The organism is Janthinobacterium sp. MP5059B (assembly GCF_001758645.1).
In the GTDB taxonomy this organism is placed as follows: domain Bacteria; phylum Pseudomonadota; class Gammaproteobacteria; order Burkholderiales; family Burkholderiaceae_D; genus Janthinobacterium; species Janthinobacterium lividum.
On the sequence record NZ_LRHX01000006.1, the window covers coordinates 964,494 to 983,971 of the forward strand.

Annotated in this window: 17 protein-coding genes; 12 read left to right on the plus strand and 5 right to left on the minus strand. The window is 62.9% G+C overall.

Going from position 1 to position 19,478, the window contains the following annotated elements:
• Position 1 precedes the first annotated feature (1 nt).
• The 5 genes from JAB1_RS08875 (at position 2) to JAB1_RS29510 (ending at position 6,385) form a co-directional block, all read left to right on the plus strand.
• Positions 2-760 carry a PP2C family serine/threonine-protein phosphatase gene (locus JAB1_RS08875; protein WP_034787344.1) on the plus strand — a complete coding sequence of 253 codons (759 nt, stop codon included), beginning with the start codon at positions 2-4 and terminating at the stop codon, positions 758-760.
• A 199-nt stretch (positions 761-959) separates the two neighbouring features.
• On the plus strand, positions 960-3,095 hold the full coding sequence (locus JAB1_RS08880) for a hypothetical protein (protein WP_070279518.1): 2,136 nt from the start codon (positions 960-962) through the stop codon (positions 3,093-3,095).
• Between the two features lie 9 nt (positions 3,096-3,104).
• A complete protein-coding gene (locus tag JAB1_RS08885; protein ID WP_070279519.1) occupies positions 3,105-4,451 on the plus strand; it encodes a toxin-antitoxin system YwqK family antitoxin in 1,347 nt (448 codons plus the stop codon).
• On the plus strand, positions 4,436-5,803 hold the full coding sequence (locus tag JAB1_RS08890; protein WP_070279520.1) for a toxin-antitoxin system YwqK family antitoxin: 1,368 nt from the start codon (positions 4,436-4,438) through the stop codon (positions 5,801-5,803). Before JAB1_RS08885 ends, JAB1_RS08890 begins: the two co-directional genes overlap by 16 nt.
• Before the next feature lie 243 nt (positions 5,804-6,046).
• Complete coding sequence (locus tag JAB1_RS29510; RefSeq protein WP_139144491.1) at positions 6,047-6,385, plus strand: hypothetical protein; 339 nt, start codon at positions 6,047-6,049, stop codon at positions 6,383-6,385.
• Between the two features lie 68 nt (positions 6,386-6,453).
• On the opposite strand, the gene nadB is transcribed toward JAB1_RS29510, so the two are convergent.
• Positions 6,454-8,067: an L-aspartate oxidase gene (gene nadB, locus JAB1_RS08895; RefSeq protein ID WP_070279521.1), complete on the minus strand. Its 1,614-nt coding sequence runs from the start codon at positions 8,065-8,067 to the stop codon at positions 6,454-6,456.
• 204 nt (positions 8,068-8,271) lie between these two features.
• On the opposite strand from nadB, the gene JAB1_RS08900 reads away from it, so the two are divergent.
• From JAB1_RS08900 to JAB1_RS08925, 6 genes are all read left to right on the plus strand, one after another.
• Positions 8,272-9,660: a TIGR03013 family XrtA/PEP-CTERM system glycosyltransferase gene (locus JAB1_RS08900; protein ID WP_070279522.1), complete on the plus strand. Its 1,389-nt coding sequence runs from the start codon at positions 8,272-8,274 to the stop codon at positions 9,658-9,660.
• Positions 9,657-11,708, plus strand: a complete 2,052-nt coding sequence (gene prsK, locus JAB1_RS08905) for an XrtA/PEP-CTERM system histidine kinase PrsK (protein ID WP_070279523.1) — start codon at positions 9,657-9,659, stop codon at positions 11,706-11,708. Before JAB1_RS08900 ends, prsK begins: the two co-directional genes overlap by 4 nt.
• Positions 11,709-11,725: 17 nt before the next feature.
• Positions 11,726-13,081, plus strand: a complete 1,356-nt coding sequence (prsR, locus tag JAB1_RS08910) for a PEP-CTERM-box response regulator transcription factor (protein WP_070279524.1) — start codon at positions 11,726-11,728, stop codon at positions 13,079-13,081.
• 104 nt (positions 13,082-13,185) lie between these two features.
• Complete coding sequence (locus JAB1_RS08915; RefSeq protein WP_034787351.1) at positions 13,186-13,629, plus strand: hemerythrin domain-containing protein; 444 nt, start codon at positions 13,186-13,188, stop codon at positions 13,627-13,629.
• Positions 13,630-13,665: 36 nt separating this feature from the next.
• Complete coding sequence (locus JAB1_RS08920) at positions 13,666-14,613, plus strand: hypothetical protein (RefSeq protein WP_070279525.1); 948 nt, start codon at positions 13,666-13,668, stop codon at positions 14,611-14,613.
• A 207-nt stretch (positions 14,614-14,820) separates the two neighbouring features.
• Complete coding sequence (locus JAB1_RS08925) at positions 14,821-15,390, plus strand: DUF1439 domain-containing protein (protein WP_034787354.1); 570 nt, start codon at positions 14,821-14,823, stop codon at positions 15,388-15,390.
• Between the two features lies 1 nt (position 15,391).
• Here JAB1_RS08925 and JAB1_RS08930 read toward each other — a convergent pair whose 3' ends face one another.
• Complete coding sequence (locus JAB1_RS08930) at positions 15,392-15,628, minus strand: hypothetical protein (protein ID WP_070279526.1); 237 nt, start codon at positions 15,626-15,628, stop codon at positions 15,392-15,394.
• 242 nt (positions 15,629-15,870) lie between these two features.
• Here JAB1_RS08930 and JAB1_RS08935 point away from each other — a divergent pair, with 242 nt between their 5' ends.
• The gene (locus tag JAB1_RS08935; RefSeq protein WP_070279527.1) at positions 15,871-17,919 is read left to right on the plus strand and encodes a M13 family metallopeptidase; all 2,049 of its coding nucleotides are present in this window, start codon (positions 15,871-15,873) and stop codon (positions 17,917-17,919) included.
• Between the two features lie 33 nt (positions 17,920-17,952).
• Here the strand turns inward: JAB1_RS08935 and fdx are convergent, their stop codons facing one another.
• The 3 genes from fdx to JAB1_RS08950 all read right to left on the minus strand — a co-directional run bounded on the left by fdx (position 17,953) and on the right by JAB1_RS08950 (position 19,475).
• Positions 17,953-18,285, minus strand: a complete 333-nt coding sequence (gene fdx / locus JAB1_RS08940; protein ID WP_034787357.1) for an ISC system 2Fe-2S type ferredoxin — start codon at positions 18,283-18,285, stop codon at positions 17,953-17,955.
• A gap of 100 nt (positions 18,286-18,385) precedes the next feature.
• Entirely contained in the window at positions 18,386-19,018 is a 633-nt protein-coding gene (locus JAB1_RS08945; protein WP_034787358.1) for a carbonic anhydrase, read from the minus strand.
• 43 nt (positions 19,019-19,061) lie between these two features.
• Positions 19,062-19,475, minus strand: coding sequence for a DUF6331 family protein (locus JAB1_RS08950; RefSeq protein ID WP_070279528.1), 414 nt, complete (start codon positions 19,473-19,475; stop codon positions 19,062-19,064).
• Positions 19,476-19,478: the final 3 nt, after the last annotated feature.

The window sequence follows — 19,478 nt, forward strand, 5'->3', positions numbered from 1 at the left end:
CATGACGATAGTAAATAAGCATTGGCGCGTGTTCGGCGCCTCCGTCACGGGCAAGGCGCACCTGGATAAAGATATTCCTTGCCAGGATGCGCACGCACATGCCGTCGTGGACGATGTTTTGGTCGCCATCGTCTGCGATGGCGCCGGATCGGCCCGCCTCAGCGAGCAGGGCGCGCAGTTTGTTGCCGCGCACACCGTGCAGGCGCTGGCCGGGCGGCTGGAGCAGGGCGCCACCGTGCAGGATTTGGCGGACGGCGCGCTGGCCGGCACCCTGGCGCAGATCCGCGCCGCGCTGGACGACATCGCCCGCGCCGCCAACGCCACCCTCGACGACTACGCTTCCACCGTGGTGGGCGTGGTGATGGGCAACGACAACGGTTTCTTTTTCCACCTGGGTGACGGTCTGGGCGTGGCGCAGCTGATTGATGGCGGCGAACTGATCTCGCTGCCTGCCAACGGCGAATACGCGAACGAAACCTATTTCATCAGCGGCGAGCGCTGGCGCGAACAGCTGCGCCTGCTGCCGATTCCCCAGTCCGTGCGCGGCATCGTGCTGATGTCCGACGGCTGCATGCCCTTTGCCATGAGCAAGAACAATGGGGCCCTGTACGCGCCATTCATGGATGCCGTGCAAGCTTATCTGCGCACGGTCGACAGCGTGGCGCTGGGCAATGCGGCGCTGGCGTCCACCCTGGCCGACCCGCGCACGCACCAGATCACGGGTGACGACAAGACCTTGCTGCTGGCCTTGCGCGCATGAGCAAGAAGCAAGGCGTGACACCGGGCCTGAGCCCGGGTGGAAAAATTTGGCTGGATAAAGTCCGCAGCCTGGTCTTGGGCAAACTCGTCAAGAGCGGCGGCGCAGGCAGCGTGTATCTGTTGCCGGGCGCGCCGCGCAGGTCGCCAAGCTCTACCATCCGCACCTGGACCGCGCCGCCAACCGGCGCAAGCTCGAAGCGATGCTGGAACTGTCGCCCGAGCTGCCCGATCAACTGGAAAACGGCAAACGCTACGTCCAGATCGCCTGGCCGCAGGCGGCCGTGTTCGACGGCCAGGGCGGCTTCGCCGGTTTCGTCATGCCCTTGTTGGACATGGCGCAGACGGCCGAGCTGGAACAGATCATGCAGGAGCGCCAAGCGCGTGCGGCAGGACTGCCCACGGGACTCGGTCCCAAGCTGACCCTGGCCGCCAACCTGGCCGCCGTCATCGATGCGCTGCACCAGCAGCAGCATTACGTGGTCGATCTGAAACCCGTGAACCTGCGTTTTTACCGCGACTCGCTGTACATCGCCATGCTCGACTGCGACGGCTTCAGTATCCAGGGCCATGCGGAGCGTTTTCCTGCCGAGCAATTCACGGCCGACTACCTGGCGCCGGAATTCCAGCGCAAGGGCATGCCGGCGGGAACGGAAATGGCGCAAGACCGTTTCGCGCTGGCCGTCGTCATCTTCCAGTTGCTCAACTTTGGCATTCACCCGTACAGCGGACGGCCCGGCAATGCGCAAGTGGCGACCGACATTCCCGGGCGCATCCGCGACGGCTGCTACGCGTACGGCATAAAACGCCACAAGCAACTGGCGCCGAACGCCACCAGCGGCCACGCGCTGATGCCGCCCGAATTGCGCGCCATGTTCGACCGCGCGTTTTCCCCATCCCCCAAACCGCAGCGGCCATCGGCGGCCGATTGGGCGCAGCTGCTGCGCGGCTATGCGCAGCGCAGCGGCGGTAAACTCGTCGTATGTACGGCGAATCTCGAACACCAGCATTTTGCGGGCCAGGGTTGCGCTGCCTGCGCGCGCGACAAGGTCATCGCTGCGGCCGCGCAAGCTTCGGTGCAGGCACAGCAGATGCAGGTGCAACAGCCGCCACAGCAGCGCAGCACGCGCCGCACGGCGCCGGGGCAGGCGCCCGTGCGGCTGCCTGCTGGCGCGGCGCAGGCCAATGCGGGCGGCATTTCCGGCAAGGGCTGGGCTGTGGTGGTGCTGCTGATCGTGTTGTTCCTGATCGGCTTTACGGCCTGGACCTCGTCGCCGGACGAAGTCAAGGACAAGGCCAGCCTGCAGGCGCAAGCGGACCAGGCGGCGGGCCTGGAAGTATTCAGCTGGCGCCAGCGCAAGGCGGCCGGCTTCCAGCAGTCCGATGCGCGCAAGGCCGTGTACAGCCTGTCGCAAGCGATGACCAAGGGCGACGATGACGCCGTCACGCGCGGCTTGCAGCTGCTGTACCGGGCCGGCGAGGACAAGTCGTCGCGCTACGAGGGCGACAAGGTGCGCGCGCGCCTGCGTACCACCTTGATGGAAGGCTTGGGCGCGATGCCTGGCTACGCCCCCGAATTGGCGAAGACCTATCTTGACCAGTTGCAAGCCGACCCGCGCGACCACCTGGCAGCGGCGGCCATGGGCCGCATGCACCTGAGCCTGAACGAACCGCAAGCGGCGCGCCAGTACTTCGAACAAGCCGTGTGGGGCCGTCCCACCGATGGCGTGGCCTGGCTCGGCATCGCGGCCACGGCCCTGCTGCGTGGCGGCGATGAGCAGGATGCCGTCAACCTGGTGGCGCTGGCGCAGCTGACGTCTTACCGTTACGCGGTAGAAAACGCCATGCCGACGGAACCGGGCGAACCGTCCGACAATGGTGTCGCCGCCACGGAAAAACGCATGGACCGGGCCGCCAAGGTGCTGCGCCTGGCTCAGGGAGGCACCTACCAGAAGCGCTGGGACAAGGCGCTGGCCGATGGCGCGCTGCTGGCGGCAAAACTCAAGGCCTTGCCGCCCTTGCCGGACCAGCCTGCGGGCGTGCTGCGCGAGACGATGACGACGGTTGATTACGGCGTGCTCGACAAGCAGAATGCGACGGGCGAAAACCGCTTGACCCTGTCGATTGCCGCCGACGGCAGCCTGACGCATGCGGTGGCGGAAATGCCGATGGAACCCCAGTTGAACAAGGTCATGCAGGACAGCGTGAAGCGCTGGACCTATTTGCCGGCCGTCAAGCATGGCCAGTTGAGGGATGCCAAGGCGGAGGTGCTGGTGCGCTACCGCAATGGCCGGGTCAGCTTTGTGCCGGCCGAGCCGCGTGTCTCGCCGGACGATTAAAGGAATGACATGAAAATCAAGACCCTCTGCGCGCTGTTTGGCGCTTCCTTGCTGTGGCCCGCGCTGTCGCAGGCGGAAATCGTGCAGCGCCAGGTGCTGACAGCCATCGCCGCCGAGCAGGACAGCGAAGGCGGCGATGTGTTCACGATTGCGGCCAACACGGCCTGCGGCGGCAAGCAGATACGCATGGATGCCCGCTCGGTGAACCTGGACGAGGCGCCGTACGAGGCGCTGAAAGTCCAGCTTGCTGAACGCATGCGCGCCAGGACGCCCATGCTCGTCACCCTGAAAAAATGCCCGGAGGACGCGAGCGTGCCCATCGTGCGCCAGATCGCCGCCTGCACGCCAGCCGCCTGTGCCGATGGCCGGGCGCGGCTGTACCTACACCAACGTTTCTACCCCATCGAGCAGGAAAACGCGCCCAACGTGCTGCTGTTGCCCTTGCCGAAAGGCAAACTGCCGGGCACGTGGAAGGTGGAGATTTATAGCGTGGCGGGGCACAAGCTGCACCTGTCGGGCCAGGTCAACCGCGCCGACTATGCGCAGGGCGAGCTGGTGGGCGGCTATGTTTCGTATTACCCCGACGGCAAGATCGAGAAACAGGTGGCGCAGGATGGGCAGGGCCGGCAGGATGGCGTTACCAGCCTGTATCGTGCGGATGGCAGCCTGGAATCGCGTGGCAGCTGGCGTCATGGCTTGCCGGAAGGCACGCACCAGCAATATCACGCCACGGGCCAGCTGCGCGAGGCCAGCGTGTACCGCGAGGGCAAACGCGTTGACGGCCCCGTGCAGACGTTTGACGAAAATGGCAAGCTGAGCACCAGTTATGTGCTGCGCGATGGCCGCATGGAAGGCGAATTGATCGCGTATTTCCCGGATGGAAAAGTGTCGAACCGCACGCAAGTGAGCAAGGGCAAGTTCAATGGCAGCACCACGGATTACTATCCCGATGGCAGCATACACAGCAGCATGACGCAGCGCAACGATCTACCGGTCGGGGAAGCGCTGGAGTTTTATCCGGATGGCAAGGTGCAAACCCGCCAGCAGTATGGCGATGACGGTGGATTGCTGAGCATCCAGCGCTACAGCCCTCAAGGCGTGCTGGTACTGGAAAGACGTTGGGATGCAAAGTTGCGCGAGCAAGGCACGTCGCGCTCGTGGTACGAGAACGGCAAGCCCGAGCAAGCCATCGAGTACGTGAACGACCGTCGCGACGGTTGGAGCCGCAGTTGGCACGAGGATGGCAGCTTGAAGAGCGAATGCCGGTATGTGGCCGGCAAGGCCCAGGGCGCATGTGGTGAGGCGCCACCAGCGCCGGAATTGCAGCGCAAGGAGCAGGCATGGCGCGCACTTTGAAACATCTGTTTGGCGCCATGCTGCTGTTGCCGGCGCTGGCCCACGCCGAGATCGTGCAGCGCCAGGTGATCACGGCGATCACGGCCGCGCCTGGCAGCGGCGATATCCTGACCGTGGACGAGGACACGGGCTGCGGCGGACGGCAGCTGCGCATGGATGCGGCGTCAGTCGGACTGAACGAGGAGCAGTATGGCGTCATGAAGGCCGAGCTGGCCAACATGATACGCGACAAGAACCCCTTGCTCGTGCGCCTGCGCGCCTGCCCGGCGCCCGGCCGGACTGGGGCCGAGGCCAAGGCCATTCCCGTCATCCACATGCTGCGCGGCTGCGATGCGCACTGTGCCGATGGCAAGACCCGTTTATATTTGAACCACAACCTGTCGCGCGGCGAGGTGATGGAAGAGGCGCGCTATGCACTCGTGCTGCCGCTGCCGCCCGGCAAGACACCCGGCACCTGGCAAGTCAAGATCTATCATGTGCGCGAAGGGGAACCGAAGCGACTGATTGGCCAGGTCAACGATCCCGATTATCTGCGCGGCAAGCTGGTGGGCAACTACAGCATGTATTACCCGCATGGCCAGCTGGAAATGCAGGTGGAGCAGGATGGGCGCGGCGTGCAGGAGGGCGTGCAGGTCCGCTATTATCCGGACGGTCAGCTGTCCATGCGGACTACCTGGCGCAATGGCGTGCAGGAGGGGGAGGAGCAGACTTACCACCAGAATGGCAAGCTGATCGAGTCACGCACCTACCGCAACGGCGCCCGCGCCGATGGTGTGGTGGAAACGTTCAACAAGGAAGGCAAGCTGCGCACGCGCACGACCCAGGTCAAGGGCCGGACGGATGGCGAGCTGCTGCTGTTCTATCCGGATGGCACCGTGGAAAGCCGCAGCCGGCATGACAACGGCATCATGACGGGACCGAGCATCCGCTATTTCCCGGATGGCAAGGTGCAGCGCACCACCAACTACGTTGACGGCAAGCCAGTCGGCGAGAGCGTCGAATACTATCCGGACGGTAAAGTCGCCATCAAGCGCACGCACAGCGGCCACTTTGTCTTGCGCAGCACACAGCGTTTCAGCCGGACGGGCGTATTGATCGTGCACAAGCTGTGGAACGAGGGCGGCCGCGAGGAGGGCGCGCTGCGTTCCTGGTATGCGAATGGCAAGCCGAGGCAGCTTATCGAGTACGTGGATGGCGAACGCCAGGGCTGGACGCGGCACTGGCGGGAAGATGGCAGTGTGGAAAGCGAGTGCCGCTATGTGGCGGACGAACCGCAGGGCGAATGCACGGGCGAGTCGGCCAAGATGTCGTACACGGAGGATGGGATCGAGTTTGAGATGCCGGAGGCTTGATACTTGACCTGTATTCCAACGGTGCTGCGGCAGTTTGATACATACCGCATTTATCTAGATGATTGCATATTTACTACAGAAAATCAGTCAATTTCCTCTATTTGTATTGGAAAGAAATACTTTATTTTTTACCTATGAGAATTGGCCTATAGTCACCATACCAAAAAATATAGCCTCAAGGAAACGGCAATCTTTTTTGCGGGCGCAACGACACGCCACTATGCCGGAACCTGAAAGAAGTAAATGATCAAATACTTAGCGATATCAATGGTGTTGTTCACCAGCATTGCCAATGCCCAAGTGCATGTAAATGGGTACACGAAAAAAGATGGAACTTACGTGGCACCGCATCAAAGAACCGCACCTGACAGCACCATTTCGAATAATTACAGCACACAGGGCAATGTCAATCCCTACACGGGGAAGGCTGGAACTGTTCCAAATCAAGCAGATAGCCCTTACGGATATCAGCCTCAGGCAAAGCCAGCGCCACGCCAGGAGATTCAAGCACTGCAACCTCTACCGTCGTTACAACCAACGCAGCCACTGCCACAGCCGTCTGTGTGGGGAACGCAAAAATAAAAGAGAAGGGCGGTCTGATGAGCCGCAAGGGAGTATGCCGGTGAGGCATCTCCCCGATCACGAACAGTCTACCTATGCGGCGGCGTCAGCACGCTGGCTATCGCCTTCGGCAACGTTTCCGGATAATCGCGGCTGAAGTGCAGGCCGCGGCTTTCGCGGCGGGACAGGGCGCTGTTGACGATCATCGAGGCCACGTCGACGAGGTTGCGCAGTTCCAGTAAGTCGTGCGTGATGCGGAAGTTGCGGTAGTACTCGTCGATCTCTTCCTTCAAGAGCGCGATGCGGTGCTGGGCCCGTTCCAGGCGCTTGGTCGTGCGTACGATGCCCACGTAATTCCACATGAAGCGGCGCAGCTCGTCCCAGTTGTGGGAAATCACCACTTCCTCATCCGCATCCGTGACCCGGCTTTCATCCCAGTCGGGCAGGTATGGCGTGCCCAGCTTTTCCTTGCTTTCGATATCCTGCGCGCAGGCGCGGCCGATGACGATGCATTCCAGCAAGGAATTCGACGCCAGGCGGTTCGCCCCATGCAGGCCCGTGCAGGCTGTCTCGCCGACCGCATACAGGCCCGGCAAGTCGGCCCGGCCCGCCAGATCCGTCACGACGCCGCCGCACGTATAGTGGGCGGCGGGCACGATGGGGATAGGCTGCTTGGTGATGTCGATGCCCAGTTCCAGGCAGCGCGCGTAGATGGTCGGGAAGTGTTCGATGAGGAATTCGGCCGGTTTGTGGCTGATGTCTAGGTGTACGTAATCGAGGCCCCGTTTCTTGATCTCGAAGTCGATGGCGCGCGCCACCACGTCGCGCGGCGCCAGTTCGGCCCGTTCGTCGTGGGCCAGCATGAAGCGCTGGCCGGCCGCAGCACCCGCTTCGGGCGGCAGTTTCAGCAAGCCGCCTTCACCACGGATGGCTTCGGTGATCAGGAACGATTTCGCATACGGGTGGTACAAGCACGTGGGGTGGAACTGGATGAATTCCATGTTCGACACGCGGCAGCCGGCGCGCCAGGCCATGGCGATGCCGTCGCCGCTGGCCGTGTCGGGATTCGTTGTATATAAATACACCTTGCCGGCGCCGCCCGTGGCCAGCACGGTGTGCTCGGCGGCAAACGTCAGCACTTTACCCGTTTGCTCATCCTGCACGTACAGGCCGTGGCAATGGGGTTGGGCATTGCGCTGCGTGGGCTTCATGCCCAGCTTGTCGGAGGTGATCAGGTCGATCGCGCAATGGTGTTCGAACAGCGTAATGTTCGGGTGGGCGCGCACCTTTTCTTCCAGCGTTACTTGCACGGCATGCCCGGTAGCGTCGGCCGCGTGGATGATGCGGCGCTGGCTGTGTCCGCCTTCGCGGGTCAGGTGGAAACCCAGCTCGGCCGTGGCGTCGCGCGTAAACGGCACGCCTTGCTCGATCAGCCATTCGATGGCTTCACGGCCGTGCTCGACGATGTAGCGCGTGGCGCTCTCGTCGCACAGGCCGCCGCCGGCGATCAGGGTGTCTTCGATGTGCTGCTGGTGGCTGTCGCCCGAGTCCAGCACGGCCGCGATCCCGCCTTGCGCCCAGTTGCTGGCGCCATCGAGCAGCGCGCGTTTGGAAATGATCGCGACGGTGCGCGTCTCAGCTAAATGCAGTGCAACCGATAAACCCGCCAGGCCACTGCCGACAATCGCTACATCAAATTTCATGACATTTATCTTTTTTCAGGGGAAGCATACTATAGTCCATTTCACATCAATCGGTAATGTGTTGAGATAAATTCTGCCAGTGAAAGATAGCTGGGGCCGTAGCTTGTGGCGTATCAATGTCTTCGTGGAACAGTTCGCCATGATGGCAAGACCGGTGGCAAGCCGCCCTGTGCGCGGCGTGCCGCCTTTGCCGCAGGAGGCCCCATGATCCGCATCTTCAGCCATTACGTCTCGAAAACAGCGTTTATCTTGCTGTTGCTGGAAATCATGATCCTGCTGCTGTCGGCCACCCTGACGTCGCTGCTGTGGCTGGCGGATGGCAGCCGCGTGCTGCGGGTGAGCGAGGTTTACCTGTCTTCCTCTATCTTTGCTCTGGTCATCGTTTTCAGCATGAGCGCGCTGGGCATGTACCAGCACCGCTCGCGCGAAGATATCCGCAACACCTTATTGCGCATCCTGCCGTCGTTCGCCTTGGGTTTTGCCGTGCTGAGCGTGCTGATCCGTTTTATTCCTTCCTTGCATTTCGGACGCGGTAGCGTGCTGATCTTCGGCCTGGGCGCCATCGGCGTGCTGCTGGCGCGCCTGGTGGTGTTCAAATCCTCGCAATCGGCGCTGATGGAAGGCCGGCTGATCCTGGTGGGCGGCGGGGCGCTGGCGCGCGAATGCATGGAGCTGGCGGCGAGCAAGATCGGTTTCCACCAGTTTACGGTGGTCGGCTGCATCGATGTGGCGGGCGAGCGCTGCTGCGTGCCGGCCTCGGCCTTGCTGCCGGCCGAACCGTCGCTGCTGGCCATGGCCCAGCGCCATGCCGCGCATGAGATCGTCGTGTCCGTCAGCGACCGGCGCAATGGCGCGTTTCCTGCCAAGCAACTGCTGGAATGCGCGCTGGGCGGCGTCAAGGTGATCGACGCGGCCACGTTCTTCGAGCGCGAAGCGTGCCAGATCCGCATCGATTCCTTGCAACCGAGCTATCTGATCTATGGCGGCGGCTTCGACCAGAGCTTCTTCCGCGCCGCCTCGAAGCGGTTGTTCGACCTGGCTGCCAGCGGGGTTATCTGCCTGACGGCGCTGCCCGTGATGCTGGCGACGGCCCTGTGCATCCGCCTGGAAGATGGCGGCCCCGTGTTTTACCAGCAAGAGCGGGTAGGGCGCGACGGTTTGCCCTTCAATGTGCTGAAATTTCGCAGCATGCGCTGCGACGCGGAGCGCGATGGCAAGCCCATCTGGGCGCTGGACAACGATGCGCGCATCACGCGCGTGGGCAAGCTGATCCGCAAGCTGCGGATCGACGAGCTGCCGCAAATGCTCAATGTGTTTCGCGGCGAGATGAGTTTCGTGGGACCGCGCCCAGAGCGCGCCTATTTTGTCGAGCAACTGAAGGAGCAGGTGCCGTACTACAACATCCGTCACAGCATCAAGCCGGGCATCACGGGCCTGGCGCAGGTGCGCTATCAATATGGCGCTTCCGTCGACGATGCGGTGAACAAACTGCAATACGATTTGTATTATGTGAAGAATAATAGCCTGTTCCTCGACTTGCTGATCCTGCTCGACACGGTGCAGGTAGTGCTGTTTGGCAAAGGCAGCCGATGATACGGGCGCAGTCGGACTGGCTGGCAGCGGCCGACGCGGCGGCCCTCAGCCATGGCCTGGCGTCGCTGGCTTTCTTCGTGCTGGCGCTGCTGCTCATCAGCAACTGGCGCGCGCGGCAGAATGTGCGCGCCTTGCTGGTCGCTTGCCTGGCGACGGGCGGCTGGGCGACGGGCGCGGTGGTGCTGGTGCTGCTGGGACAGCGCACTGCCTTGGCCGGCGACGCGCTGGAACTGCTGCGCACCCTGGCCTGGCTGGTGTTTTTGCTGCTGCTGACCGAACCGTCGCGGCCCCGCCTGCGCCTCGTGCTGGCCGGCATCGCCCTCACGGCGCTGGCGCCCTGGCTGTTCTCCCTGGCTTCATCCTGGCTGGCATTGCCATTGCCTGCTCGCATCATTGCCAGTGTCTGCCGTTTGCTGCTGGCCGTGCTGGGCATGTTGCTGGTGGAACAGTGGTACCGCAACACGCCACCGTTGAAACGCTGGGGCATCAAGTTTGCCTGCCTGGGCGTGGGCGGGCTGTTCGCCTACGATTTCTATCTGTACAGCGACGCCTTGCTGTTTCGCACGGTCAACGATGACATCTGGGCGGCGCGCGGCATCGTCGACGCCCTGTGCGCGCCGCTGCTGGCCGTCTCTGCCGCGCGCAATCCGGGCTGGGCACTGGGCCTGTCCGTCTCGCGCCAGATGCTGTACCGCTCGGCTGCATTGCTGGGCTCGGCCATCTACCTGCTGGCCATGGCGGCCAGCGCCTATTACTTGCGCTATTTCGGCGGCACCTGGGGTTCCCTGATGCAGATGGCTTACCTGGGCGGCGCGGCCCTGCTGCTGGCGGGCGTATTGTTTTCAGGCAGCCTGCGCGCCAAGCTCAAGGTGACGATCAATAAACATTTTTACAATGCCATCTTCGATTACCGTGAGGAATGGCTGCGATTTACGCGCGCGCTGTCCGAGGATGGCCCGGCGCTGGGCGAACGCACGATACAGGCCATGGCGCAGCTGGTGGAAAGCCGCGCCGGCGCGCTGTGGATCTTGCGCGAGCAAGGGCAATTTGCCCCGGCGGCCAGCTGGAACTGGCCGCCGGGCACGTGGAGCGAGCCGGCGTCCGGTCCCCTGTGCCAGTTTCTGGAGGCAAGACTCTGGGTGATCGACGTGCACGATTGCCAGCAAAATCCGCGCCAGTACGGCGGCTTGCGCTTGCCGCCCGCGCTGCTGGCGCTGCCCGACGTGTGGCTGCTGGTGCCCTTGATGCTGCATGGCCAGCTGTTCGCCTTTGTCGCGCTGGCGCGCCCCCGCACGCGCATCGGCTTGAACTGGGAAATCCGCGACGTGCTGAAAATTGCCGGCAGCCAGGCCGCCAGCTACCTGGCGCACCGCGAATCGCTCGATACCCTGACGGTGGCGCGCCAGTTCGACTCGTTCAACCGCATGTCCACTTTCATCGTGCACGATCTCAAGAATTTGGTGTTCCAGTTGTCGCTGCTACTGAGCAATGCGGAAAAGCACCGCGCCAATCCCGCCTTCCAGGAAGACATGCTGGGCACCCTCGACCATTCCGTGCAGAAAATGAAGACCTTGCTGCAAAAACTGGCGCGCGGCGAGGCGCCGGAAGCACCGGCGCCGCTGCAGCTCGACGGCTTGCTGCGCCAGGCCGTGGCGGCCAAGGCCAGCCTGGCGCCGGCGCCCCGGCTGGAAATCGTCGATGGCGAGCTGACGGTCCTGGCCAACCGCGCGCGGCTGGAACGCGTGCTGGGCCATTTGATCCAGAACGCCATCGAGGCGACGGCCAGCGATGGCAAGGTGGCCGTGCGGCTGCGGCGCGTACAGCACACGGCCGTTGTCGAGCTCGACGATACGGGGCAGGGCATGAGCGAGCAATTCATCCGCGAGCGCCTGTTCAAACCGTTCGACACGACCAAGACGGCAGGCATGGGCATCGGCGTGTTCGAAAGCCGCGAATACCTGCGCGAAGTGGGCGGCAGCCTGGAAGTGCGCAGCGAGCCGCAGGTGGGCACGACGTTTCGCGTGATCCTGCCGCTGCATGCGGCATAGCAAAGGAGTGGGGTGCCATGGGCAAGCAAAAACTGCTGGTCATCGAAGACGATCCCGGCCTGCAAAAGCAGTTGCACTGGAGCTTTGACGGCTACGAAGTCTTGCTGGCGGGCGAGCGCGAGGCGGCGCTGGCGCTGGTGCGGCGCCACCAGCCGGCCGTGGTGACGATGGACCTGGGCTTGCCGCCCGATCCGGACGGTGCCACGGAAGGCCTCGCCACCTTGCGGCAAATCCTTGCGCTGGCGCCGGACACGAAAGTCATCATCCTGTCGGGCAACCAGGAGCGCGCGCATGCCTTGAAAGCCATCGCGCTGGGAGCCTACGATTTCCACCAGAAACCGTTCGAGGCCGACATGCTGGGCCTGGTCATTGCCCGCGCGTTTTATCTGCACGCGATGCAGCAGGAAAACCGCCGCATGCTGCAGACGCAGGCGGATTCTCCGCTGGCCGGCATCGTCAGCCGCGACCCGGGCATGCTGAAACTGTGCCGCAGCGTGGAAAAAGTGGCGCCCTCGTCGGCCAGCGTGATGCTGCTGGGCGACTCGGGCAGCGGCAAGGAACTGGTTGCGCGGGGCTTGCATGCGCTGTCGAGCCGCCATGCGCAACGTTTCGTGGCCATCAATTGCGCGGCCATCCCGGAGAACTTGCTCGAAAGCGAGCTGTTCGGTTATGAGCGGGGGGCGTTTACGGGCGCGGCCCGGCAAACCCTGGGCAAGATCGAACTGGCCCATGGCGGCACCTTCTTTCTCGACGAAATCGGCGACATGCCGATGGCGCTGCAGGCGAAATTGCTGCGCTTCCTGCAGGAAAGAGTCATCGAAAGGGTGGGCGGCCGTGCCGAGATCGCCATCGACGTGCGCATCGTCTGTGCCACGCACCAGGATCTGAAAGTGCTGGCGGAACAGGGGCGTTTCCGCGAAGACCTGTTTTACCGGCTCAGCGAAATTGTCTTGCGCATCCCGCCGCTGCGCGAGCGGGCCGGCGATTGCACCTTGCTGGCGCAGCATTTCAAGCACAAGTTCTGCGCCAGCGAAGGCCGCAGCAACCTGCATTTCAGCGCCGGCGCGCTGCAGCTGATCGAAAGCTATGGCTGGCCCGGCAATGTGCGCGAAGTGGAAAACTGCATCAAGCGGGCCGTCATCATGAGCGACGGGCCGCAGATCGCGGCCGATGACCTGGGCTTGCCCGCCAGCGCCCAGGCCCTCCCCGCCGATGAATCCATCAATCTGCGTCAGGCCCGCGAAGCGGCCGAGTACAAGGTCATGGTGCGCGCGCTGGCCCGCGCCGACGGCAATATCGCCAAGGCGGCCGAACTGCTGGGCGTGAGCCGGCCCACCCTGTATGACTTGATGGGGCACCACGGCATCAAGTAAGCCTTCTTACTGATATGGATTAAATATCAAGATTGTGTATGGCGTCGCACATACGCTGGCGCCGTCACGGCGCATCCTAGCCTCATCAACAACAAGGAGGGGTTATGAACGCGATCAATTTATTGATGAAGGACCACAAGGCCGTCAAGGCCCTGTTTGCGCAGTATGAGAACCTGAGCGACCGCTCCTTTGCCACCAAGAAAAAACTGGCCGACCAGATCTGCCAGGAATTGACCGTGCACACGCAGCTGGAAGAAGAAATCTTCTACCCGGCCGTGCGCCGCCCGATCCATGACGGCGACCTGATGGATGAAGCCGTCGTCGAGCATGCGAGCGCCAAGGAGCTCATCGCGCAGATTACCGCGATGGACCCCGCCGATGACCTGTACGACGCCAAGGTCAAGGTGCTGTCGGAGCAGATCGAGCACCACGTCAAGGAAGAAGAGGGCGACATGTTTCCCAAAGTGCGCCATACGGCCGTCGACCTCGACGCGCTGGGCAAGGAAATGGCCGCGCGCAAGGAACAGCTGACGGGCGTCGCCGCCTGAGCGGCTTAAAAAAATCAACAACCAAGGGAGTATTCCATGCAAGCTACACAATTGTCCGTGTCGGACCTGAACAATCCGGGCGTATCCTGGGGTGCCGTGCTGGCGGGTGCAGCCGCCGCGGCCGCCTTGTCCTTCATTTTGCTGATCCTCGGCGTGGGCCTGGGCCTGTCGTCCGTGTCGCCGTGGTCGTTCAACGCTACGGCCATCGGCGTGTCGACCATCGCCTGGCTGGCCTTCATGCAACTGGCCGCGTCCGGCATCGGCGGCTACCTGGCGGGCCGGCTGCGCGTGAAATGGAGTTCCATCCACACGGATGAGGTGCATTTCCGCGATACGGCGCACGGCTTGCTGGTCTGGGCCGTGGCCACCCTGATCACAGTGGCCGTGCTGGCCGGCGGCACGCGTGCCATACTGAGCGGCGCCATCGACGCGGGCAGCGGCGTAGCCGCTGCCATAGCCCCCGCAGCGGCAGCGGGCGCAGGTGCTGCTGGCGCTGCAAGCGCCAAGCAAGGCGAGGGCAGCGGCGCCAATCCGCTCGACTATTTCTCGGACATGCTGCTGCGCGCCGCGCCTGCCGCACCGGCTACCACTGCCACCGGCACCCTGGCGGCGCCTGCGGCCAATGCCAGCACCGCCGAGCAGCGCGTCGAAATCGGCAAGATCTTCGCCACCGGCCTGTCCACGGGCAGCCTGGCCGCAGATGACCGCGCCTACCTGGGCCAGGTCGTGGCCAGCCGCACGGGCTTGACGCAGGCGGAAGCGGAAGCGCGCGTCGACGCCGTCTACGCCCGCGCCGCCAAGGCTGCCGCCGATGCCAAGGCTGCCGCCCAGCAAGCGGCTGAAACGGCCCGCAAGGCCGGTGCCCACACGGCGCTGTGGATGTTCGTCTCCTTGTTGCTGGGCGCTTTCGTGGCCAGCCTGGCGGCAACGTTCGGCGGCCGCCAGCGCGACCATGAGCGCGTGCTGCGCCATGTGACCATTTAATTCACCGATCTAATCTAGGAGACTGCCATGCGTTCCATCCTCTTGCTGCTGCTGGGCATTCCATTGCCCATCGTCATACTGATCGCCCTGTTCGTGCATTAATAAGACGTTGACGTAAAAAAAACGGCGCCCGCCGCAAGCCGGGCGCCGTTTGTGTTGAAGCGGGTCCATGTGTAAGATGGCGCGATCTTTCCACCGAGACTATCCATGACCTTGACCGCCCTGCGTCCCTTGCTGAAAACCGCCGCCATCGCTGCCTTTGCCTGCAGCGTGCTGGCCTCGTGTTCCACCCTGATCGGCCCGCGCGACGTGAATGTGTCGCTGAGCAAGATGCAGCAAGGCCTGGAGCGCCGCTTTCCCATCGACAAGCGCGTGCTGTCCGTGCTGGATGTCAAACTGACCCACCCGCAACTGTCGCTGCAGCCCGAGCGCGAACGGGTTGCCCTGAGCGTGGACGCCAGCGTCTTGCCGCCCTTTATCCGCCAGAGCTGGCGCGGCAGCCTGGCCATGTCGGGCCGCCTCGTGCTCGACGCCCAGCGCAACGCCGTCTACCTGAGCGAAGCGAGCGTGGACAAGGTCGCCATCGATGGCATGGACGAGTCGCAGCAGCGCCAGTTCGCCAAGGTGGCCAGCCTGGTGGCCGACCAGCTCATGCACGAAACGCCGATCTATACGTTCAAACCCGACGAATTGCGCTATGCGGGCGTGCAATTCGTGCCCACGCAGATCAGGACCACGGGCAATGGGTTGACCGTGACTTTCGAGCCGGTGAAGTAGGCTAGGCCTCGAACGCGGGCGTGCCGATTTGCGTGGCCGTGTTATTGCGCGGCGTCGCCTCTTCGTGAAACAGGTCAGCCAGGTACTCGCACAGCGCATCGGCTTGAATATCGTCCGGAATAATGAAATCGGCGGGCCTGCGCTTGCCTTCCGCACCGAGATAGAAGGCGCGCCAGGCGCCCTGACTCTCCCGGACGCCAATCAGCGTGCCGAAAATATTGAATCTGAATTCCTGCATCAAACGTCTCCAGTGAAAGAGCCAGGCAAAAAGATGTGGCGAGCGACAGGTATGGCTATTGCTAGATGGTAACATTTGCTGATCATCGGCGCGGGCTTGAGGCGTGCTTCAGCGAACATCGGATCACAGGAGTTGTTCAACCGCCATTGTTGCCCCGCAAGCAGGCCGACTATAATCCTGCCTCTCATGCCTGGACACAGCATGTTCCCCAACATGAAGTTAAAACAATTAAAGGAATCTTCGTGAAACGCTCACTCATCAGCGCCGCCTGCTGCGCCTTGTTCGCCTTCTCCTCGCCCGCGCTGTACGCCCAGCAAGGCACTACCGCCGCCGCGCCCGTCTCCGGCATCGACCTGAAAACCCTGGACCCTGCGGTCAGCCCCAGGGATGATTTCTACGGCTACGTCAACGGCGTCTGGACGCGCACTACGGAAATCCCGGCCGACAAATCCGTCTGGGGCACGTATATCGAATTGCGCGAAATTGCCCAGGGCCAGTTGCGCGGCCTGATCGATGCCACCGTCAAGAACCCTGGCAAGCCCGGCAGCGAAGCGCACAAGATCGCCGACCTGTACACGAGCTTCATGAACGACAAGGCGCGCAATGCGGCCGGCTTCAAGCCCCTGCGCGCCGAACTGGCCCGCGTCGCCGCCGTCAAGGACAAGAAAGACTTGCCGGCGCTGCTGGCCTACCTGCAAGGCAATGGCGTTGCCACGCCGTTTTCCGCCTATGTGGCACCCGATGCGCAAGACCCCGAGCGCTACACGGTCAACATCAGCCAGTCCGGCCTTGGCTTGCCTGACCGCGATTACTACCTGAAGGAGGACGACGCCAAGCTGCAAGCCGTGCGCGCCAAATACCTCAAGCATATCGAAACCATGCTGGCCATGAGCGGCGACAAGGCCGCTGCCGCACACGCGGCGCAAATCCTCGACCTCGAAACGCGCCTGGCGGCGGTGCAGTGGACGCGCGTGCAGATGCGCGATCCCGTCAAATCGTACAACCGCGTCGATTTCGACAAATTCGCGGCACTGGCGCCGGCCTTCGACTGGAACGCCTACTTTACGGCCGCCGGCCTGGCGCCGAAGGCCTCCTCGGCCGTGGTGCGCCAGCCCAGCTTCATGACCGGCTTTTCCGAGACCGTGGCCGCCGTGCCGCTGGAATCCTGGAAGAGCTATCTGAACTGGCGCATCATCGAAAGCTATGCCTCCTTCCTGGACAGCGCCACAGTCAAGGAGCGTTTCGCCTTCGACGGCACGGTGCTGCGCGGCGTGCCGCAAAGCGAACCGCAGTGGCAACTGGCGCTGCGCTTCACGGATGGCGCCATCAGCGACGCCGTCGGCAAGCGTTACGTGGAAATGTATCTGCCGCCGGAAACCCGGCCCCGCGTGATGGCCATGTTCGACAATTTCGTCGCCTCGTTCAAGGATGGCATCGAGCAGCTCGACTGGATGGGCCCGGAAACCAAGAAGGAAGCCCAGCTCAAGCTGGCAGCCTTGAAGCCGAAGATCGCGTATCCCGATACCTGGCGCGACTACAGCAGCATGCAGACGCAGCCAAACGACCTGATCGCCAACGTGCGCGCCGCGCGCGCCTGGAGCCGCCAGCAAAACCTGGCCAAGCTGGGCAAGCCGGTGGACCGCGACGAATGGTCGATGACGCCGCAAACCGTGAACGCCAGCTACAGCCCTTCGCTCAACGCCATCACGATTCCGGCCGCCATTTTGCAGCCGCCATTCTTCAACGTGAAAGCGGAAGATGCCGTCAACTACGGCTTGCTGGGCATCACCTTCGGCCATGAAATCAGCCATGCCTTCGACGATTCCGGCAGCCAGTACGACGCCAAGGGCCGTCTGCGCAACTGGTGGACGGCAGAGGACCGCACGGCGTTCAAGGCCCTGGCCGCCGGCCTCGTCAAGCAATATGGCGCCTACAGTCCCGTGCCGGGCTACCATATCAATGGCGAACTGACCCTGGGCGAAAACATCGGCGACAATTCCGGCCTGTCGATCACCTACAAGGCGTACCAGCGTTCCTTGAACGGCAAGCCTTCGCCAGTCATCGATGGCTTGACGGGCGAGCAGCGCCTGTACATCGGCTTTGCGCAGAAATGGCGCGCGAAATTGCGTCCCGAAGCGGCCATCGCGCAGATCAAGAGCGACCCCCATTCGCCGGGCGAATTCCGAGCCAAGGGCACGGTCAAGAACCAGCCCGGTTTCTATGAAGCGTTCGGCATCAAGCCAGGCGACCCGATGTATCTGCCGCCGGAGCAGCGCGTGATCATGTGGTAAGCAGGTAGGGCAGTTGGGCAACCGCGCCGCGGACTATTCCTTGGCGTGGTTGAGCGTGTACCTGGGCAGCTCCACCGTCAGGTCTTCCTGGGCGAGGCGAGCCTGGCAGGACAGGCGCGAATGGGGCTGCAAACCCCAGGCCTGGTCGAGCATATCTTCCTCATTGTCGCCCAGTTCGTTGAGCGTATCGAAACCCTGTACCACGACCACGTGGCAGGTGGAACAGGCGCCCACCTGGCCGCACGCGTGTTCCATGTCGATCTTGTTGAGCAGCAATGCGTCGCAAATGCTCATGTTCTGCGGCGCGTCAAACACGGCGCCGTCGGGGGCCAGCTCGGGATGGGGCAGGACGGTAATTTTTGGCATGCGGGATTCTCCTTGATGTCGCTTGAATACCGCTACCTTGAACCTTCCCGCCTTGATAAGGTCAAGCGCAATGTTGCGCCTGAACGGGGGCTTTCCGCGCTTACATCTTCGATGCCGGATGTTCCGCCAGCGGGACAAACTGGCCGGTAGCCTCGTCGAGCGCGTCCAGTGAGCCATTTTCGATGTCATACACCCAGCCATGCAGGGTCAGGCGCTTTTGCGTGATGCCCAGCGCTACCGAGGGGTGCGTGCGGATGTTGTTGAGTTGCGCCACGACATTGGCGCGTACCATGCCGTCGATGCGGTCCTGTTCCGTGGCATGCTCGATCGATTCATTGATCATGCGCGCCGCATCCGCGTGCCGCAGCCAGTTCTTGACCGCCGGCATGTGATCGAGACAGGTGCAGGTGGCGATGGCCTTCATCGCGCCGCAATCGGAATGGCCGCAAATGACGATGTCCGTCACATTCAGGGCCGCAACGGCAAATTCGACGGACGCGCTCACGCCGCCCGGTTCCGGGCCAAACGAGGGCACGATGTTGCCCGCGTTGCGAATCACGAACAGTTCGCCAGGTTCGCGCTGCGTCACCAGTTCCGGCACCATGCGGCTGTCGGAACAGGAAATGAACAGGGCCTTGGGCGTCTGTCCCGTGGCCAGTGTCTTGAACAACTCTCGGCGTTCAGGAAAGACTTCCTTCTGGAAACGTAGAAATCCGGCAATGATGTCGCGCATAAATAAAAGAAGAGAGTGGTGTGAGCCCGTATTATCGCCGATGTCAGCGCGGCTGGCTTGCCGGCTGGCCGGTTTGAGGCCCTGTAATGCAGCGATCGAGATGCTCGATCAATTGCAGGAACACGCGTTTATCGGCAATGTGATTCATCGTGTTGCTCATGAAGACGTCGCTGGCGGCCGCTGCCACGGCACCGCGGGCTTGTGCGCAGGCGGCATGCAGTTGCGTGGGGTCAAGCTCAAGCAGCGCCGCGGCGACGCCTGCACGCGTGAAGTCGAAGGCATCGATGCCGCAACAGCCGGCGACGCAATGGGTTTCCAGGCGGCAGATCAGCGGCCACAGCCCCTCAAGGTGCTCGTCGATGCCGACGGCTTGCGCATAGCGCTCGCCGAGGTCGATGTGCTCGATCCATGCGTCTTCGGCAATCTGGATATCGTATTGATGGTCGCGTTGCGTCATGTT

Coding starts and splice junctions, on each gene's coding strand:
- JAB1_RS08875 (WP_034787344.1), top strand. CDS start 2: ATGACGATAGTAAATAAGCATTGGCGCGTGTTCGGCGCCTCCGTCACG.
- fdx (WP_034787357.1), bottom strand. CDS start 18,285: ATGCCAAAAATTACCGTCCTGCCCCATCCCGAGCTGGCCCCCGACGGC.
- JAB1_RS08915 (WP_034787351.1), top strand. CDS start 13,186: ATGAACGCGATCAATTTATTGATGAAGGACCACAAGGCCGTCAAGGCC.
- prsK (WP_070279523.1), top strand. CDS start 9,657: ATGATACGGGCGCAGTCGGACTGGCTGGCAGCGGCCGACGCGGCGGCC.
- JAB1_RS08880 (WP_070279518.1), top strand. CDS start 960: ATGCTGGAACTGTCGCCCGAGCTGCCCGATCAACTGGAAAACGGCAAA.
- JAB1_RS08945 (WP_034787358.1), bottom strand. CDS start 19,018: ATGCGCGACATCATTGCCGGATTTCTACGTTTCCAGAAGGAAGTCTTT.
- JAB1_RS08925 (WP_034787354.1), top strand. CDS start 14,821: ATGACCTTGACCGCCCTGCGTCCCTTGCTGAAAACCGCCGCCATCGCT.
- JAB1_RS08890 (WP_070279520.1), top strand. CDS start 4,436: ATGGCGCGCACTTTGAAACATCTGTTTGGCGCCATGCTGCTGTTGCCG.
- JAB1_RS08885 (WP_070279519.1), top strand. CDS start 3,105: ATGAAAATCAAGACCCTCTGCGCGCTGTTTGGCGCTTCCTTGCTGTGG.
- JAB1_RS08920 (WP_070279525.1), top strand. CDS start 13,666: ATGCAAGCTACACAATTGTCCGTGTCGGACCTGAACAATCCGGGCGTA.
- prsR (WP_070279524.1), top strand. CDS start 11,726: ATGGGCAAGCAAAAACTGCTGGTCATCGAAGACGATCCCGGCCTGCAA.
- JAB1_RS08930 (WP_070279526.1), bottom strand. CDS start 15,628: ATGCAGGAATTCAGATTCAATATTTTCGGCACGCTGATTGGCGTCCGG.
- JAB1_RS29510 (WP_139144491.1), top strand. CDS start 6,047: ATGATCAAATACTTAGCGATATCAATGGTGTTGTTCACCAGCATTGCC.
- JAB1_RS08950 (WP_070279528.1), bottom strand. CDS start 19,475: ATGACGCAACGCGACCATCAATACGATATCCAGATTGCCGAAGACGCA.
- nadB (WP_070279521.1), bottom strand. CDS start 8,067: ATGAAATTTGATGTAGCGATTGTCGGCAGTGGCCTGGCGGGTTTATCG.
- JAB1_RS08900 (WP_070279522.1), top strand. CDS start 8,272: ATGATCCGCATCTTCAGCCATTACGTCTCGAAAACAGCGTTTATCTTG.